This is a genomic window from Pseudomonas shirazensis (assembly GCF_014268785.2).
Lineage (GTDB): Bacteria > Pseudomonadota > Gammaproteobacteria > Pseudomonadales > Pseudomonadaceae > Aquipseudomonas > Aquipseudomonas shirazensis.
Window position 1 is genome coordinate 438,980 of sequence record NZ_JABWRD020000002.1, and the last position, 17,717, is coordinate 456,696.

At 63.8% G+C, this 17,717-nt stretch carries 13 protein-coding genes; 9 read left to right on the top strand and 4 right to left on the bottom strand.

The window, feature by feature from the left end:
* The first annotated feature begins 69 nt into the window (after window positions 1–69).
* The 7 genes from HU736_RS13245 (at window position 70) to HU736_RS13275 (ending at window position 9,976) form a co-directional block, all read left to right on the top strand.
* Window positions 70–1,233, top strand: coding sequence for an efflux RND transporter periplasmic adaptor subunit (locus HU736_RS13245; RefSeq protein WP_186701451.1), 1,164 nt, complete (start codon window positions 70–72; stop codon window positions 1,231–1,233).
* Window positions 1,230–4,322, top strand: coding sequence for a multidrug efflux RND transporter permease subunit (locus HU736_RS13250; RefSeq protein ID WP_186701452.1), 3,093 nt, complete (start codon window positions 1,230–1,232; stop codon window positions 4,320–4,322). Before HU736_RS13245 ends, HU736_RS13250 begins: the two co-directional genes overlap by 4 nt.
* 9 nt (window positions 4,323–4,331) lie before the next feature.
* Entirely contained in the window at window positions 4,332–5,006 is a 675-nt protein-coding gene (locus HU736_RS13255) for a heavy metal response regulator transcription factor (protein WP_103436083.1), read from the top strand.
* Entirely contained in the window at window positions 4,981–6,393 is a 1,413-nt protein-coding gene (locus tag HU736_RS13260) for a heavy metal sensor histidine kinase (RefSeq protein WP_186701453.1), read from the top strand. The genes HU736_RS13255 and HU736_RS13260 overlap by 26 nt, the downstream gene beginning before the upstream one ends.
* Before the next feature lie 130 nt (window positions 6,394–6,523).
* Entirely contained in the window at window positions 6,524–6,748 is a 225-nt protein-coding gene (locus HU736_RS13265; protein WP_103436081.1) for a hypothetical protein, read from the top strand.
* A gap of 205 nt (window positions 6,749–6,953) precedes the next feature.
* Window positions 6,954–8,276 carry an OprD family porin gene (locus HU736_RS13270; protein WP_186701454.1) on the top strand — a complete coding sequence of 441 codons (1,323 nt, stop codon included), beginning with the start codon at window positions 6,954–6,956 and terminating at the stop codon, window positions 8,274–8,276.
* 203 nt (window positions 8,277–8,479) lie between these two features.
* Window positions 8,480–9,976, top strand: coding sequence for a sensor domain-containing diguanylate cyclase (locus HU736_RS13275; RefSeq protein WP_186701491.1), 1,497 nt, complete (start codon window positions 8,480–8,482; stop codon window positions 9,974–9,976).
* Here HU736_RS13275 and HU736_RS13280 read toward each other — a convergent pair.
* Complete coding sequence (locus HU736_RS13280) at window positions 9,973–10,449, bottom strand: ferritin-like domain-containing protein (protein WP_186701455.1); 477 nt, start codon at window positions 10,447–10,449, stop codon at window positions 9,973–9,975. The genes HU736_RS13275 and HU736_RS13280 overlap by 4 nt on opposite strands.
* 199 nt (window positions 10,450–10,648) lie before the next feature.
* Between HU736_RS13280 and HU736_RS13285 the strand changes: the two genes are divergently transcribed.
* The gene (locus HU736_RS13285; protein ID WP_181108283.1) at window positions 10,649–10,915 is read left to right on the top strand and encodes a DUF3820 family protein; all 267 of its coding nucleotides are present in this window, start codon (window positions 10,649–10,651) and stop codon (window positions 10,913–10,915) included.
* Here HU736_RS13285 and HU736_RS13290 read toward each other — a convergent pair.
* The 3 genes from HU736_RS13290 to ptsP are packed head-to-tail and all read right to left on the bottom strand — an operon-like array spanning window position 10,905 to window position 16,437.
* Window positions 10,905–12,641: a PTS fructose-like transporter subunit IIB gene (locus tag HU736_RS13290; RefSeq protein ID WP_186701456.1), complete on the bottom strand. Its 1,737-nt coding sequence runs from the start codon at window positions 12,639–12,641 to the stop codon at window positions 10,905–10,907. The two genes, HU736_RS13285 and HU736_RS13290, sit on opposite strands and share 11 nt — an antisense overlap.
* Window positions 12,638–13,585 carry a 1-phosphofructokinase gene (pfkB, locus tag HU736_RS13295; protein WP_186701457.1) on the bottom strand — a complete coding sequence of 316 codons (948 nt, stop codon included), beginning with the start codon at window positions 13,583–13,585 and terminating at the stop codon, window positions 12,638–12,640. The genes HU736_RS13290 and pfkB overlap by 4 nt, the downstream gene beginning before the upstream one ends.
* Window positions 13,585–16,437, bottom strand: a complete 2,853-nt coding sequence (gene ptsP / locus HU736_RS13300; protein WP_186701458.1) for a phosphoenolpyruvate--protein phosphotransferase — start codon at window positions 16,435–16,437, stop codon at window positions 13,585–13,587. Before ptsP ends, pfkB begins: the two co-directional genes overlap by 1 nt.
* A gap of 282 nt (window positions 16,438–16,719) precedes the next feature.
* On the opposite strand from ptsP, the gene cra reads away from it, so the two are divergent.
* Window positions 16,720–17,715: a catabolite repressor/activator gene (cra, locus tag HU736_RS13305; RefSeq protein ID WP_186701459.1), complete on the top strand. Its 996-nt coding sequence runs from the start codon at window positions 16,720–16,722 to the stop codon at window positions 17,713–17,715.
* The last annotated feature ends 2 nt before the right edge of the window (window positions 17,716–17,717 follow it).

The following is a 17,717-nucleotide window of genomic DNA, read 5'->3' on the forward strand; positions in this document are numbered from 1 at the left end:
TTGCCGGGCTATAAGCTGTGAGTAGACCAAAGCGTTTCTCCCTTCCCTTCGGCTACGGTGCCCGACCCGATGCGACGTCCGTCCCGCTCTGTGATTGTGCTGTGTGTTGCGCTGATCGTCCTGCTCGCGCTTGCCTGGTGGTTCAGCCAGCGCCAGGCAGCACCGCAGAATCACGCGCCCAGCGCAGTGCCGGTGCGGGTGATCAAGGTGGCGCAGCAGGACGTGCCGCGCTTCGCCACGGCGATCGGCAGCGTGCTGTCGCTGCACAACGTGCAGATCCGCCCGCAGGTCGACGGCATTCTCACCCAGGTGCTGGTCAAGGAAGGTCAGTGGGTCAAGCAGGGCGATCTGCTCGCGGTCATTGACGATCGGGCCATCCGCGCCAGCATCGATCAGGCCCGCGCCTTGCTCGAGCAGAGCCAGGCGCAGTTGCAGGTGGCTGCGGTCGATCTCAAACGCTATCGCTTGCTCAGCAGCGATGACGGCGTATCGAAGCAGACCTTTGACCAGCAACAAGCGCTGGTCAAGCAGCTGCAGGCAACCGCCAAAGGCAATCAGGCGGCCATCGTCAACGCGCAGGTGCAGCTGTCGTACACGCAGATCCGCTCGCCGGTGACCGGGCGGGTCGGTATCCGCAATGTCGACCCCGGCAATCTGGTGCGCAGCAGCGATACCCAGAGCCTGTTCAGCGTGACCCAGATCGATCCGATTGCAGTCGAGTTTGCCCTGCCGCAACAACTGCTGCCCACCCTGCAGCAGTTGCTCAAGGCACCCGAGCCGGCACTGGTGCAAGCGTTCATGGATGCCGACCATCAGCGCACGCTGCTCGGTGAAGGCGGCCTGGCCTTGATCGACAACCAGATTTCAGCCAACACCGGCACCCTGCGCATCAAGGCCGAGTTCGATAACAAGGACGGCCTGCTCTGGCCCGGCCAACTGGTCACGGTCAAACTGCGCACAGGGCTTGATCGCGGCGCGCTGGTGGTGCCACCGCCGGTGGTGCAACGCGGCATCGATGGCCACTACGTCTACCGCCTGGACGGCGACAAGGTCACCAGCGTGCCGGTCAAGGTGCTGTTTCAAGACAGCGACCTGACCATCATCAGCGGGGTAGCCGCCGGCGACCAGTTGGTAGTCGATGGCCAGTCGCGGCTCAAACCTGGCGCGCGCGTCGAAGTGCTCGGCGATCTACCCGCCAGTACTGAGCTGGCCGAGCGCAGGCTACAGCCATGAACAGCCGTAACGGCCTCTCGGCCTGGTGCATCGATCACCCGGTGGCAACCCTGCTGCTGACCTTCGCGCTGATCCTGCTCGGCGCCATTGCCTTCCCCAGATTGCCAGTGGCGCCACTGCCGGAGGCGGATTTTCCGACCATTCAGGTCACCACCCAACTGCCCGGGGCCAGCCCTGAAACCATGGCTTCATCGGTAGCCACGCCTCTGGAGGTGCAGTTCAGCGCCATCCCCGGCCTGGCCCAGATGACCAGCAGCAGCGCACTGGGTTCGACCAACCTGATCCTGCAGTTCAGCCTCGACAAGAACATCGACACCGCCGCCCAGGAAGTCCAGGCGGCGATCAACACGGCCACCTCGAAACTGCCGCAGGACCTGCCCAACCCGCCGACCTGGCGCAAGGTCAACCCGGCCGACAGCCCGGTGCTGGTGCTTACCGTCAGCTCGGCGCAAATGCCCGGCAACGAACTGAGCGACTACGTCGAGACCTTGCTCGCGCGCCAGCTGAGCCAGATCGACGGGGTCGGCCTGATCAATATTTCCGGCCAGCTGCGCCCGGCCATCCGGGTCCAGGCGCAGCCCGAGAAACTCGCCGTCATCGGCCTGACCCTGGCCGACATCCGCCTGGCCATCCAGCAGACCAGCCTCAACCTGGCCAAGGGCGCGCTGTACGGTGAGCACAGCGTGTCGACCATCAGCGCCAACGATCAGCTGTTTCATCCCGAGGATTACGCCCGGCTGATCGTGTCCTATCGCGCTGGCGCACCGGTCTACCTGAGCGATGTCGCCAAGGTCATCGAGGGCGCCGAGAACGCTTACGTCAAATCCTGGGCCGGCGATCAGTTGGGGTTGAACCTGGTGGTGTTCCGCCAGCCGGGGGCGAATATCGTCGACACCGTCGACCGCGTGCTGGCGGCGCTGCCGCGCTTGCAGGAAATGCTGCCGGCCTCGGTCGAAGTGTCGGTACTGCAGGACCGCACCCAGACCATCCGCGCCTCGTTGCACGAGGTCGAGCTGACCTTGCTGATTGCGGTGGTGCTGGTGATCGGAGTGATGGCGTTGTTCTTGCGCCAGTGGTCGGCGACCCTGGTGGTGTCCAGCGTGCTCGGCGTATCGCTGATTGCCAGCTGCGCACTGATGTACGTGATGGGCTTCAGCCTGAACAACCTGACCCTGGTCGCGATCGTGATTTCGGTCGGCTTTGTGGTCGACGACGCCATCGTCGTGGTCGAGAACATCCACCGTCACCTTGAAGCCGGTGATGACAGCCGTACAGCGGCGATCAAAGGCGCTGGCGAGATCGGCTTCACGGTGATTTCGATCAGCTTCTCGTTGATTGCCGCGTTTATCCCGCTGCTGTTCATGGGCGGTGTGGTCGGCCGGCTGTTCAAGGAATTTGCCCTGACCGCCACCGCGACCATCCTGATTTCGGTGCTGGTCTCGCTGACCCTGGCACCCACGCTCAGCGCCCTGTTCATGCGCAGGCCGAGTGCCGAGCAGCAGGGCGGTTTCGGTGAGCGCTTGCTGCGCTGGTACGAAAAGAGCCTGAATCGCGCCCTCGCCCACCAGCGGCTTACCCTCGGCGTGTTCGGCCTGACCCTGGCGCTGGCGGTAGTCGGTTACGTGGCCATCCCTAAGGGCTTCTTCCCGCTGCAAGACACCGGTTTCATCCTTGGCACCAGCGAAGCGGCGGCAGATGTGTCGTACCCGGCGATGGTCGCCAAGCACGAGGCGTTGGCGAAGATCATCGAGGCTGACCCGGCCGTGCGCGCGTTCTCCCACGCAGTGGGCGTGACCGGCAACAACCAGACGATCGCCAACGGCCGTTTCTGGATTGCCCTGAAACCCCGAGGCGAGCGCGACGTCACCGCCAGCGAACTGATCGACCGGCTGCGCCCGCAACTGGCCAAGGTGCCTGGGGTGGTGCTGTACATGCGCGCCGGCCAGGACATCAACCTCAGCTCCGGGCCGTCGCGCACGCAGTATCAATACGTGCTCAAGAGCAACGACGGCGTTGCCCTGAACCTCTGGACCCAACGCCTGACCGAGCGCCTGCGCGAGGTGCCGGCCCTGCGTGACCTGTCCAATGACCTGCAGCTGGGCGCCAGCGTCACCCGCATCGACATCGACCGTCAGGCGGCGGCACGCTTCGGCCTGACCACCACCGATATCGACCAGGCACTGTACGACGCCTTCGGCCAGCGGCAGATCAGCGAATTCCAGACCGAGACCAACCAGTACAAGGTGATCCTCGAACTGGACGCGCGCCAGCGTGGCAAGGCCGAAAGCCTCAACTACTTCTATCTGCGCTCGCCGCTGACCGGCGAAATGGTGCCACTGGCAGCGGTGGCGCATGTCGCTGCGCCGAGTACAGGGCCGCTGTCGATCGCCCATGACGGTCTGTTCCCGGCCGCCAACCTGTCATTCAACCTGGCGCCGGGAGTGGCCCTTGGCGATGCCGTGCGCATCCTCGAGCAGACCCAGCGCGAGCTGGGCATGCCCGATTCGATCAGCGGCAACTTCCAGGGCGCGGCGCAGGCCTTTCAGAGTTCGTTGTCGAGCCAGCCGTGGCTGATCCTCGCTGCGCTGGTGGCGGTGTACATCATCCTCGGCGTGCTCTACGAGAGCTTCGTCCACCCGTTGACGATCATTTCGACCCTGCCCTCAGCCGGCCTCGGTGCGCTGATTCTGCTCTGGGCGATGGGGCAGGACTTCAGCATCATGGGCCTGATCGGCGTGGTGCTGCTGATTGGCATCGTCAAGAAGAACGGTATCCTGCTGATCGACTTTGCCCTGGAGGCTCAGCGCAAACATGGCATGAGCCCGGAGCAGGCCATTCACCAGGCGTGCCTGACGCGCTTTCGGCCGATCATCATGACCACCCTGGCCGCGCTGCTGGGCGCGGTGCCATTGATGTTCGGCTTTGGCACCGGCGCCGAACTGCGCCAGCCGCTGGGCATCGCCGTGGTCGGCGGTTTGCTGGTCAGCCAGGCGCTGACCCTGTTTACCACGCCGGTGATCTACCTGGCGCTGGAGCGCCTGTTCCATCGCCGCCACCGCACCGACGCCGCCGCGCCACGTATCAGCTGAGAGCAGACCATGCGAGTACTGATCGTCGAAGACGAAGAAAAAACCGCCGACTACCTGCATCGTGGCCTGAGCGAACAAGGCTTCACTGTTGACGTCGCCCGCGATGGCACCGACGGCCTGCACCTGGCCTTGCACAGCGACTATGACGTGATCGTGCTCGACGTCATGCTCCCCGGCCTGGATGGCTACGGCGTGCTGCGTGGCCTGCGCGCACGCAAGCAGACGCCGGTGATCATGCTGACTGCCCGCGAGCGTGTCGAAGACCGTATCCATGGCCTGCGCGAGGGCGCTGACGACTACCTTGGCAAACCGTTTTCGTTTCTCGAACTGGTCGCCCGCCTGCAGGCGCTGACCCGTCGCAGCAGCAATCATGAGCCGCTGCAGGTGCAGGTCGCAGACCTTTCCATCGACCTGATCAGCCGCAAGGCCAGCCGCGCTGGCCAGCGTCTGGAGTTGACCGCCAAGGAGTTTTCGCTGCTCAGCGTACTGGCCCGACGCCAGGGCGAAATCCTCTCCAAGACCGCCATTGCCGAGCTGGTGTGGGACATCAACTTCGACAGCGACGCGAATGTCGTCGAGGTGGCGATCAAGCGCCTGCGGGCCAAACTCGACGGGCCGTTCGCCAACAAGCTGCTGCATACCATCAGAGGCATGGGTTATGTCCTGGAAAACCGTGCCGGTTAATTCCATCGCGCTGCGCTTGGCCGGGTTGTTCATGCTGGTGGCGCTGGCGGTGTTCCTGCTGATCGGCGCTGCGCTGTATCGCCAGGTCGACCGCAGCCTCGACCTGCTGCCCGCGGCCGAGCTGGACGCCCGCTACAGCGTGCTCGAGTCGACCTTGAAGCGCTTCGGCACCCACGAGCATTGGCTCAAGGTCAGCAACAAGCTCAACCTGCTCAGTGAAGAAGATCGGCGCATCCGCTTCTGGGCGGTCAGTAGCGATCCGCAGTTCGAGTACGGCAAACCCAGCGAACAGATCCGCGCCTTCGCCGAAGGCGCCGAGGGCATGCGCGACCTGCGCCTGAACGGCAGCCCCTACCCGTACAAGATGTTGGTCAGTGAGCTGCCGCCCTTGGCACAGCGGCCGGCGCTGCGCTTCATGATCGGCATCAACACCGAAACCTTCTGGCAGGCGCAGCACAGCTTGCTGGTGGCCATCGTCAGCCTGGCCGCGCTGGGCGTGCTGCTGGCCGCCCTGCTGGGCTACTGGGTGGCACGCATCGGTTTACGGCCGCTGTCAGCGCTGTCCAGTAAAGCCCAGGCGCTGGCCGTGCCGCGCCTGGACGGGCGGCTGCCGACCGAGCAACTGGCCCCTGAGCTGGCGCAGTTTGCCGGCGCCTTCAACGCCACCCTGGAGCGGGTCACCCTCGCCTACTCGCGACTCGAGGCGTTCAACGCCGATGTCGCCCACGAACTGCGCTCGCCGCTGACCAACCTGATCGGCCAGACCCAGGTGGCACTGACCCGCGGACGCAGCGCCGAGCACTACCTTGACGTACTGCAATCGAACCTTGAAGAGCTGGAACGGCTGCGCAGCATCATCAACGACATGCTGTTCCTGGCCAGCGCCGATCAGGGCAGCAAGGCCACCGCGCTGACCCAGGCGTCGCTGGCCGCTGAAGTAGCCACCACCCTCGACTACCTGGATTACATCCTCGAAGACGCCCAGGTGCAGGTCAGGGTCAGCGGCGATGCCATCGCGCCGATCGAAACCGCGCAGTTGCGCCGAGCGTTGATCAACCTGTTGCACAACGCCGTGCAGCACACCCAGGCCCATCAGGTGATCACCGTGCGCATCGATGCGCAGCCTGAGCAGGTCAGCATTGCTGTAAGCAACCCCGGCCCGGCCATCGCCGACGAGCACCTGCAACTGTTGTTCGAGCGTTTCTACCGGGTCGATGCCGCGCGCAGCAACAACGGCGCTGGCAATCATGGCCTGGGCCTGGCGATCGTCAAGGCAATCGCGCTGATGCACGGCGGTGAAGTATTTGTGCGCAGCAACCACGGCAGCAACACCTTCGGCATACGCCTGCCGAGCGCTCAAGCCGGCGGGTTTGCCGCTGATAGCTAATGGTTTCGCCAGTTATAATTACTTTTTCCGCAACAGTGCATCTCCAAGCGGATGCTGTTTCTGCGGGCTGAACAGGACTAATTTGGCGCCTGTCCTCACTCACACTTGCAGCGCAAGAAGGTTGTTTCAAATGTCCAACAGTATGGGTATCGCGAGCCTGTTCGTTGTCTCTTCCCTGTTGTTGTCACCGCTGGCCATGGCGGAAGAATCGCCGGCCTTCGTCGCCCGTAACGCAGCCCTTGCCGCGGCCCATCAAGAAGCCCGCGAAGGCTATGCCGCGCAATCGGCTGAGGCCAGCAAAGATGCGCAGCAGACAGCTGCCAAGACTGACCAGGATGCTGCCAGCGACAGCTGATCGAGCTGCCTGCAACTGCCCCTCTTCCCAAGGCCTGCACATGGGCGCCCTGCGCGCCGATATGTTAGCCTCTTCAAGCCGCTGCTGATCAGCGGCTTTTTTTATGTCCAAAATTTGCACCACGCAGATACCTCGACTCACGGCAGTCACTGCGTTTTTCGACAATAAAAATTGCCCCACCGTCAGACCAAAGGAGCTCTAACCGGTGTCTTCCGCTTTCCGTTTCACCCCGCTGTTCATTGCATTCGCCGCAACGATGCCAACCGTTGCCCACGCCGACGAAGCCGCTGAAGGTTTTGTTGCAGGTTCCTCGTTCAACCTGCATCTGCGCAACGCCTATTTCAACCGCAACAACCTCAATAGCGGCGTGCGTGACAACCGTGAATGGGGCCAGGGTTTCGTCGCCCGCTTCGAGTCCGGCTACACCCCGGGCACGGTCGGCTTCGGCGTGGATGCGCACGCCATGCTCGGGCTCAAGCTCGATGGCGGTGGCGGCTATGCCGGCACCAGCATCCTGCCTGAACACACCAAGGCCAACGGCGAGCTGGGCGCTGCGCCGCACGCCTTCTCCACTGCCGGTGCCGCGCTCAAGCTCAAGGCGTTCGACACCGAGCTCAAGGCCGGTGACTTGTTCCTCAGCAACCCGGTCATCGCCGGCGGCGAAACGCGCATGCTGCCGCAGACCTTTCGCGGCGTCAGCCTGAGCAACAACAGCATCGCCGGCTTACTCCTCGAAGGCGGCCAGGTCAGCTTCACCAAGCCGTACAATCAGAGCGGCCACCGCCGCATCGACACTTACTACGGCGCCTTGCAGGACAACCGCGACAGTCAGCACCTGAGCTGGGCTGGCGCCTCCTGGAGCGGCAGCGAAGCGATTACCAGCAACCTCTATGCAGCCGAGCTGAAGGACATCTGGAACCAGTACTACTTCGACTTTGACTACACCTATGCAGTCAACGACCTGGTCAGCCTCAACCCGGGTTTGCACTTCTATCACACCCAGGACACCGGCCAGGCGCTGCTGGGCGACATCGACAACAACACGTTCAGCCTGCACTTCACGGTCAACGCCGGTCATCACAGCGTTACCGCCGCCTATCAGCGGGTCAACGGCAACACGCCGTTCGACTACATCAATCTGGGTGACAGCGTGTTCCTCGACAACTCGCGGATGTACTCGGACTTCAACGCACCGAACGAGCGCTCGTGGAAGCTGGCCTACGGTTATGATTTTGCCGGCCTCGGCGTCGATGGCCTGAGCACTGAGCTGTCGTACTCACGCGGTGAAGCTGACCTGACCAAGGCAGCGCAAAACAACGCCTACTACGACTACTACAATGCCGACGGCAAGCACGCCACCCATTGGGAACGCGACCTGGACATCAAGTACGTATTCCAGCAGGGCAACTTCAAAGACCTGTTGGTACTGCTGCGTTATGCCAGCCACCGCGCCAACCAGGCCTACGCTGCCGAGCAGGACAACGATGAAATCCGCCTGATCGTGGATTATCCGCTTAACCTGTTCTGATCGCGGCCTGCAAGCACGGGGCACTCAGCAATGCGGCTTTGCCGCTGCCGAGCGCCCCGTATCAGCCCCGCCAGCGCTGCTCGCACTCGTCGGATGGCCAGATAACTTCTTGTCCGACAATCAACGCTTCCCTACACTACCGCCGCCCCGCCCTGGCCCTCCCCTCAAGGACACGAGGGACTTACGCAGTTGCGAGCCTCATGTTGCCCAATCGATCACCGGGGAATGCCCCGCTCAAGTCGCACCCCGAACTGTTGCTCAATCTAGGCAGCTGCCTGGCTGTGCTCGCGATTTTGGCGATAGTGGTGTTCTTGCTCGCCCGCGAACGCGACAGTGTCGAGCAGTCGGCAATCCGCTCGTCGAGCAACATCGTCCAGCTGATCGAGAGCGATGTGCTACGCAACATCGAGCTGTACGACCAGTCCCTGCAAGGGCTGATCTGGGTAGTCGGGCGCAAGGAATTGACTGGCGTGCCGAGCGAGCTGCGCCAGCGGCTGCTGTTCAACGAAGCCTTCGTCGACCGCCGGCGCGGTGACGTGCTGTGGATCGATGCGCAGGGGAACGTGATTGGCGACTCAACCAGCGCTGTCCCGCGCAAGGCTAACTTCGCCGACACAAAGGTATTCAAGGCCCATCAGGCCGACTCCAGCATGGGCATGTTGATCAGCCCACCGTTCAAGGCCAGGCTTGGCGACCTGGACTGGTGCATCAGTTTCAGCCGGCGTATCAACGGGCTGAATGGTGAGTTCGCAGGTATTGCTGCCGGCGCACTGCGCCTGGGTTACGTCAGCGAGCTGTTCCAGCGCCTGGATATCGGTGTCGACAGCAGCATCAGCCTGTTCAACACCGAAGGTCAGTTGCTGGCGCGCCATCCCAGTGCGGCACCAAGTAGGCTGATCGGCAGCAACTTCAGCAGCCGGCCCAACTTCCAGCGCATCCTCAGCCAACGCAGTGGGAGCTTTACTTCCAAGTCCAGTGCTTCCGGGGTCGAGCGCCTGTACACCTTCGCCCAGGTTGCTGGCCAGCCACTCGTTGTGGTGGTAGCGCACTCGAGCGATGAAGTATTCCAGTCATGGCGCCGTACCGCCGCCATGGTGAGCATCGCCACGGGCGTGCTGTGCATCGCCATCCTGTGGCTGACGGTGCTGCTCGGACGCGAGCTGCGCCGTCGTCAGGAGCTCGAACTAGGCCTGGAAAAACTGGCGGCAACCGACAGCTTGACCGGCCTTGCCAACCGCCGGCGGCTGGATCAGGTGCTGCGTCTGGAATGGGCACGGGCACAGCGCAACCGCAGGCCGTTGGCGATCCTGATGGTCGATATCGATCATTTCAAGGCGTTCAATCAACGCCACGGGCATGCCGGTGGTGACCATGCATTGCGGGAAGTCGCGAAAACCATAGAAGGCTGTATTCGCAGGCCTTCAGACATGGCCGCGCGCTATGGCGGCGAGGAATTTCAGATCGTGTTGCCGGAAACCGAACAGGCTGGCGCACTGCTGCTGGCGCAGCGGATCAAGCGGGGGGTGGAGGGCTTGTCGCCATTTGGCGCAGATACCCACTCGGTGACGGTGAGCATCGGCATCGGCCTGTACATCCCCGGTACCCAGCAAGACTTGACCAGTCTGCTGAGCACCGCGGACGAGGCCCTCTACCGGGCCAAGGCCAAAGGCCGTAACCGGGTAGAGGGACCGCTCGATTAAGAGCGGGCGCGTGCTGCGTCGCGCAGAGCTTTCACTTCATCATGATTGCGCTGTACGCCTTGCAGCTGAGTTTCGACCAGGTTGTAGCTGCTATCGGTAGCAGTACGGCCGAGTTTGACCAGCTTCTCGCGGGCCTCTTTGTAAGCCTTGAGGGCGTGGTCTTCACCGCGCTCGACTTCATTGAGGATCGCTTCGTCGTCTTTGCCGGTCACCAGCGACTTCAGATTGACCCAACCGCGGTGCAGATCACCACTGACGCTGGTAGTGGTTTCTGGATCGCCGCCCAGACGACGCACTTCGCTCTGCAGCTCGGCAGCCGAAGTAGCGCAGCCAGCAGCGCGCTTGACGAAGAACGCTTTCAGCTCAGGATTCTTCACGTCCTCGGCAGAGGTCTTGAAGCCTTTCTCGCCATCCTTGCTGTATTCGATCAGGTCGTTGAGGACGTCGATTACATCTTTGTTTGGATTGCTCATTGCTCAAACTCCTTGGCAGTGGGAAGTGGTTATATACAGAGCAGGCTTCGTGCCAATTTATTGATCAACAAAAAGTACTTATAAATCATTAGGTTACGGATTGATGCGTAACCCTTGTAAACGGCGTTCTGCATGATCACGGCTTGGGCCCTCGTGCAGATTGCAGTATCGTCGGCGCTTTATCCGGAGGCAGCTGGCGATGAAACCTGAATACCTGCAACTGCTGGTGACCCGTAGCATGCCATTCGGCAAATACCAGGGCCGGCTGTTGGCCGATCTGCCTGGCGATTACCTTGGCTGGTTTGCGCGCAAGGGCTTTCCGCCAGGTGAGCTAGGGGCGCTGCTGGCTTTGATGCATGAGATTGATCACAACGGGCTGGGTGAACTGTTGGTGCCATTGCGGCACAAGCACAAACGCCAGGCCCCTTCACCCGAAGGGGCCTGGCGCTCAGGTCTCAGGCCTTGACCGGCGCTATCGCCAGCTCGACCTGCTCTTTACGCTTGAGCACGGCATAGATCAGCGCCGTGACCAGGCTGCCGGCGGCAATGGCCAGCAAATACAGTAGCGCATGGTTGATCGCGTTAGGGATCAACAGCACAAACAGGCCACCATGCGGCGCCATCAGCTTGCAGCCAAAGTACATCGACAGCGCCCCGGTCAACGCGCCACCGACGACGCTTGCTGGAATCACCCGCAACGGGTCCTTGGCAGCAAACGGGATCGCCCCTTCGGAGATAAAGCACAGGCCTAATGCCAAGGCTGCCTTGCCTGCCTCGCGCTCACTCTGGGCGAACTTGCTGCGGGCGATCAGGCTGGCGATTCCCAGGCCGATCGGCGGCACCATGCCGGCAGCCATGGTCGCGGCCATCGGTGCAAAGCTCTGGTTCGACAGCAGGCCGACCGAGAACGCATAGGCCGCCTTGTTGATCGGCCCGCCAAGGTCCACACACATCATCCCGCCCAGCAGCAGCCCGAGCAGAATGGCATTGGTGGTGCCCATGTTGTCGAGGAACTGGGTCAGGCCCGCAAGCATCGAGGCGACCGGTTGGCCCACCACATAGATCATCACCAGGCCAGTGAACAGGCTGGCCAGCAGCGGGATGATCAGGATCGGCTTGAGCGCCTCGAGACTGCTCGGCAAGCGCACCCAGCGGCTGATCGCCTTGGCGCTGTAGCCGGCCAGAAAACCGGCAACGATACCGCCGATAAAGCCCGCACCAAGAATAGTCGCCAGCATCCCGCCGATCATCCCCGGCGCAAGGCCAGGGCGGTCGGCAATCGACCAGGCGATGTAACCGGCCAGCAGCGGCACCATCAGTTTGAAGGCTGCCTCAGCGCCGATCTGCATTAACGCCGCCGGCAGGGTGCCGGGCACTTCGTGGGCATTGATGCCGAACACGAAGGACAAGGCGATCAGCAAACCGCCAGCTACCACCATGGGCAGCATAAACGACACACCGGTCAGCAGGTGCTTGTACACGCCGCTTTTTTCGCTGCTGGCCGTGGCCCCTGCGGCGGCATCGGCAGCGCTTTCCTGCTTGGCTTCGAGCAGGGCCTTGTCGAGGATGGCCTTGGCTTGCTTGAGGGCAATGCCGGTGCCGCAACGATATACCCGCTTGCCGGCAAAGCGCGCAGTGGGCACTTCGATGTCGGCCGCCAGCAGCACCACATCGGCCTCGGCAATGGCCTGCGCCGACAGCGGATTGCGCGCACCGACCGACCCCTGAGTTTCCACCGTGAGCTGGTAGCCCAGTTGCTGCGCCGCCTGCTGCAAGGCTTCGGCAGCCATGAAAGTGTGGGCAACGCCGGTTGGACAGGCCGTGACCGCGACTATCTTCGGCGGCCCCAGCGCGGCCGGTGCATCGACCACGGCGCTGGCGCTGTGGACCTGCGCCTGGGCAGCTGCCTCATCGAGAAAACTCTCGCGATCGGCCAACGCCTGAGCCGGTGTGCTCTGGTACAAGCGTTTGCCAACGAAGCGCGACAGATCGACCGCGCCGGTACTGATCACCAGCACCCAGTCGGCGTCGGCGATCTGCGTGGCGCTCAAATTACGCTCGGGGTGCTCGGCATCCTGCACCTCGACGCTGGTGCTCCAGCCGCGGCGCTGCGCTGCAGCCGCCAGCAGACGCGCGCTGAGTACGCTGGAGACCTGGCCGTTGGGGCAGGCGGTGACAATGGCAATGTTCATCGGCAAGCCTCTTGTTGTTCTGTAATGTGTACGCCTGCTTGCAGTTGCTCCAGCTGCGCGCTGTCGCGGATACCAAAGCCGACCTGCGTCACCGCCTGGGCGGCGATTGCGGTGGCGCGGCGCAGCGTCTGTGCTGGCGCCTCGCCCTGCAACAGGCCATGGACCATGCCGGCCACCAGCGAGTCGCCGGCACCGACCGTGCTCGCCACGCGTACCTGCGGCGGTTGTGCGTGCAGCACGGCACCTGCGCGGTACCAGCTGACGCCGTGCTCGCCTTGCGACACCACTACGTGCTCGATGCCGCTTGCCAGTAGTTGGCTGGCAGCCTGCTGCTGTTCGGCCCGGCCGGTGACGCTGTGGCCGAGTACCTCAGCAAGCTCATCGGTGTTCGGCTTGACCAGCCAGGGCGCCGCCTGAAGGCCGGCGCGCAAGGCCTCGCCGCTGCTGTCCAGAGCAATCTTCAAGCCTTGCGCCTTGAGCTGCCCGAGCAGCTCGGCAAACCACTGCGGGTCGATGCCGCGCGGCAGACTGCCGGCGACCACCACCGCGTCATGGCCTGGCGCAATCTGCAGCAGCTTGCGCATCAGCGCGCTGCGTGAAGCGGCATCGACCTCCGGGCCCTGGCCGTTGATATCGGTCACGCAGCCGTTGGCCTCGACCAGCTTGATGTTGCTGCGCGTCTCGCCGGCCACGCGGACAAAGCAGTCGGCAAAGCCGCGCCACTCGATCAGCGCTTCGAACGGCTGCAGGTTGTCGCGGCCAAGAAACCCGCCGACGGTCACGCTGTGGCCAAGGTCGGCCAGCACCTGGGCGACATTCAGGCCCTTGCCGGCGGCGTGGGTGTGCTGCGCCTGGCTGCGGTTGACCTGGCCTGCGCGCAAGCTGTCGAGGCTGACGGTGATATCCAGCGCCGGGTTCAGGGTCAGGGTGAGGATCTTGGCCATCAGTAGTGCTCCACCAACGCGCGCACGGCGGCGGCGCTGTCTTGTTGCAGGGCCTCGAGCGCAAGCGCACGGGCCGTCTGGTAATCACGCTGGCGCACCAGCGCCTTGACTTCGGCGACGCTGCGCGAGGCCACGCTGAGCTCGTCGACCTCAAGCCCAAGCAATATGGCCACCGCTTGCGGGTCGGCGGCCAGCTCGCCACAGACCCCCACCCACTTGCCTTCGGCATGGGCGGCGCGCACGGTCATGTCGATCAGGCGCAGCACTGCCGGGTGCAGGCCATCGGCCTGGGCCGACAGGCTCGGGTGGCCGCGGTCGATGGCCAGGGTGTACTGGGTCAGGTCGTTGGTGCCGATGCTGAAGAAGTCCACCTCGCGCGCCAGCTGTGGCGCCAGCAAGGCCGCGGAAGGCACCTCGACCATGATCCCCAGTTGCAGGTCGGCGACCGGGATCTCCTCGCGCAATTGCTCGACCATGGCCTTGGCTTCGCGCCACTCGTGGATCTGCCCGACCATTGGGAACATGATCCGCAGGGGGCGGCCGTCGGCGGCCTGCAACAATGCGCGCAACTGGTCGCGCATGATCTGCGGGCGCTGCAAGGTCAGGCGCACACCGCGTACGCCAAGGAACGGGTTGTCTTCGCTTGCGATCGGCCAGTACGGCAGCGGTTTGTCGCCGCCGACATCCAGCGTGCGCACTACCAGCGGCCGCCCGTCCAGGCCATCGAGTACGCGCCGGTATTCTGCTTCCTGGGTTGCCACGTCGGGCGCCTGCGGGTGGGCCATGAAGATCAGCTCGGTGCGCAGCAGGCCAACCCCTTCGGCGCCCTGCTCGACCACTTTGTCGATGCCTTGGCTGCCGCCGATGTTGGCAAAAACTTCGATGGCATGGCCGTCGCGGGTGACGGCGGGTTGATGGCGGCTGGCCCAGGCTTGCTGCAGGCGCTGTTCACGCTGGTCGCGTTCGGTCAACGCGCGTTGCAGCTCATCGGCGGCCGGCGCCACGCTGACCCGGCCGCGCTGGCCGTCGAGCAGCAGCGGCGTGCCGGGGGCCAGCAACAGCATCGCCGCGCCTGCGCCGACTACCGCCGGGATGCCCAACGCACGCGCAACGATGGCGCTATGGGCAGTAGCGCCACCTTGGGCGGTGACGATGCCGGCGACCCGCTGCGGATCGAGCCGGGCGACGTCGGACGGGCCGACTTCGGTCATCACCAGCACATACGGCTCTGCAGGCTCAGGGGTATCGATGACGCCGCACAGTTGCGCCAGCACGCGCCGACCAATGTCACGCAGATCGGCGGCGCGCTCCGCGAGCAGTGCGTCGTGCAGGGCTTCCTGCTGGCGCGCGGCGGCCTCGATAACGCTCATCCAGGCGGCGGCAGCGCTTTCGCCCTGGCCCAGGCGTTGCTCGACTTCGTCCATCAGGGCCGGGTCGGCGAGCATTTCCTGATGGGTGATGAAGATCTCGCCGATGGCCTTGTCGCTGCGCTGCACCAGTGCCTGCAACTCTGCATTGACGGTTTCCAGCGCAGCGCGCAATTGCTCTCGCTCCTGGCTGGGCGAGACACCGCGCAGCGGATAGTCGATGTCACGCTCGACGCAGATATGCGCCGGCCCGCAGGCAATGCCCGGGGCCGCTGGGACGCCTTGAATCAGGCTGCCAGGCACAGGTGCCGAGAGCGGTTCGGCAACTACTAAGACCTCTTCGGTGCTGGCTTCGGGCAATGCTTCAACTGTTTCACCAAGGCCGTCGGCGATGGCCGCCAGCAACACCGGCAGGGCATCGTTGGCAATGTTCGGCTCGGCAATCAATTCCAGCGTCTGACCACGGCGGGCGCCGAGGCCGAGCAGCTTGCTCAGGCTCTTCACCGATACCGCCGGCTGGCTGTCGTCGAGCAGACGAATACGGATTTCACCCTCGAAGCCTTTGGCCAGTTGCGCCAGCACCTTGGCCGGGCGTGCATGCAGGCCGTGGGCATTGGCCAGCACAATCCGTGCACTGGGCCAGTCGGCCGGAACTTCACCGCCGAGCACTTCAAGCACGGTGCGGCTGCTGGTGGCCTGATAGAGCATCTGCCCACGGCCTTCAATCAGCACTTCGCACAGGCGCTCGAGCAACGCCTGATGGGCAGCACCTAGGCTGGCCAGGCAGAACAGACCATTGAGCGGCTGATCGCGATAACGCAGCGGCTGCTGCGGGGTGATAAAAGCCAGCCCCGGCTGGCGTACCTGCCGCTCGCTGTGCAGCCACCACAGGCCTTCGCCCAGCGGCAGCGGCTCGGCCTGCTGCAGCATGGCGGCAAAGCCGCTGTCGACGCAGCCGGCGCGTTGCAGCAAACGAGCGCCGCGCCAGGCCAGCTCTTCGAAGTCGTCAGCCGGCAGGTTCAGGCTGACCAACTGCGCATCCAGCGCCAGCGCCTGCGGTGCGCCCTGCAACAGTTTCAGCAGCGCCTCGGCCGAACTGGCCCGGCGCAGTGCCTGGGCCAGGTCGGTCTCACCGAGGGCGCGGGTCAGCAGTTGCAGCAGGCGCAGGTGTTCGTCGGAGCGGGCGGCGATGGCAATCGCCAGGTAGACCATCTGCCCATCACCCCAGTCCACGCCCTCGGGGAACTGCATCAAGCGCACGCCGGTGGCAAACACCTGATCACGCGTCTGCGGCGTGCCGTGGGGAATGGCAATGCCCTGACCGAGGAAGGTCGAGCCTTGCTCCTCGCGGTCCTGCAAACCTTGCAGGTAGCCCTCGGCAACCAGCCCATCGGCAACCAGGCAGTCAGCCAGCAGGCGCAGAGCCTGGCCTTTGTCGGCGGCAGACTGACCCATGGCTATCTGCTCTTTGGCGAGCTCGAGCATGACCTTCTCCTTTTACAGTCCCGCAGCGGGTACTGAGGTATTGTTGTGAAATTCAGCAAAACAACCAGCTCAACAGCCGACGCAGGCGGCAGTGCCCGCTGATAATTGTCGGCTGAAACGTTTAATCTGACCAGGCGGCCACGTTACTCGATAATCTTGCGACGAAAAAGCCCCATCCCGTCGGACAATTGCCACAATGGTCGCCGGCGCGCAGGCTTGAGGCTGGGTCAAACTACCCAATCAGGTGCCACAGCCAGTCCCGGAAATAACAAGGAAAATTCGGTGAAACTCAGTGATATCGCCCGTCTGGCAGGTGTGTCAGTCACCACCGCCAGCTATGTCATCAACGGCAAGGCCGAACAGCAGCGCATCAGCAGCGCCACCGTCGAGCGTGTGCAGGCGGTTGTCGACGCCCATGGCTTTACGCCAAACCCTCAGGCGGCGGGCCTGCGCAGCCGGCACACGCGCACGTTGGGCTTCATTCTCCCGGATCTGGAGAACCCCAGCTATGCACGCATTGCCAAGCAACTCGAACAGGCGGCCCGCGCACGTGGCTACCAACTGCTGATCGCCAGCAGCGACGACCAGCCGGACATCGAGCGGCAACTGCAGCAGCTGTTCCGGGCCCGGCGCTGCGATGCACTGTTCGTCGCCAGTTGCCTGCCCAGCGAAGATGACAGCTACCGCGCCCTGCAAGATAAAGGCCTGCCGGTAATTGCCATCGACCGTGGCCTTGACCCTACGCACTTCTGCTCGGTCATCAGCGATGATCGCGATGCCAGCCAGCAACTCGCCCGCAGCCTGCTGGCAACCGCCCCGCGCAGCATTGCCCTGATCGGTGCACGCCCAGAACTGTCGGTCAGCCAGGCCCGTGCCGGCGGCTTCGATCAAGCTCTGCAGCAGTTTGCCGGGGAGATCCGCCGCTACGAGGGCGAAGCGTTCAGCCGCGAGTGCGGCCAGCGCTTGATGGAGCAATTGATTGCCGAGCATGGCGGCTTGCCGGATGCGCTGGTGACCACCTCCTATGTACTGCTGCAAGGGGTGTTCGACGCCCTACAGGCCCGCCCGGCCGAATCACGCCAGCTGCAGTTGGGCACCTTCGGTGACAACCAATTGCTCGATTTCCTGCCGCTGCCAGTCAATGCCATGGCCCAGCAGCACGGGCTGATCGCCGCCACCGCGCTGGAGCTGGCCCTTGCAGCCATCGAACAGAAGCGCTACCAACCGGGTGTGCACGCGGTACCGCGAACCTTCAAGCAACGTATTCAGCCGACCTGACC

Excerpts from the sequence above, each read along its gene's own strand:
- HU736_RS13260 (WP_186701453.1), top strand. The coding sequence starts at position 4,981 with ATGTCCTGGAAAACCGTGCCGGTTAATTCCATCGCGCTGCGCTTGGCC.
- pfkB (WP_186701457.1), bottom strand. The coding sequence starts at position 13,585 with ATGGCCAAGATCCTCACCCTGACCCTGAACCCGGCGCTGGATATCACC.
- ptsP (WP_186701458.1), bottom strand. The coding sequence starts at position 16,437 with ATGCTCGAGCTCGCCAAAGAGCAGATAGCCATGGGTCAGTCTGCCGCC.
- HU736_RS13245 (WP_186701451.1), top strand. The coding sequence starts at position 70 with ATGCGACGTCCGTCCCGCTCTGTGATTGTGCTGTGTGTTGCGCTGATC.
- HU736_RS13255 (WP_103436083.1), top strand. The coding sequence starts at position 4,332 with ATGCGAGTACTGATCGTCGAAGACGAAGAAAAAACCGCCGACTACCTG.
- HU736_RS13290 (WP_186701456.1), bottom strand. The coding sequence starts at position 12,641 with ATGAACATTGCCATTGTCACCGCCTGCCCCAACGGCCAGGTCTCCAGC.
- HU736_RS13280 (WP_186701455.1), bottom strand. The coding sequence starts at position 10,449 with ATGAGCAATCCAAACAAAGATGTAATCGACGTCCTCAACGACCTGATC.
- HU736_RS13285 (WP_181108283.1), top strand. The coding sequence starts at position 10,649 with ATGAAACCTGAATACCTGCAACTGCTGGTGACCCGTAGCATGCCATTC.
- HU736_RS13265 (WP_103436081.1), top strand. The coding sequence starts at position 6,524 with ATGTCCAACAGTATGGGTATCGCGAGCCTGTTCGTTGTCTCTTCCCTG.
- HU736_RS13250 (WP_186701452.1), top strand. The coding sequence starts at position 1,230 with ATGAACAGCCGTAACGGCCTCTCGGCCTGGTGCATCGATCACCCGGTG.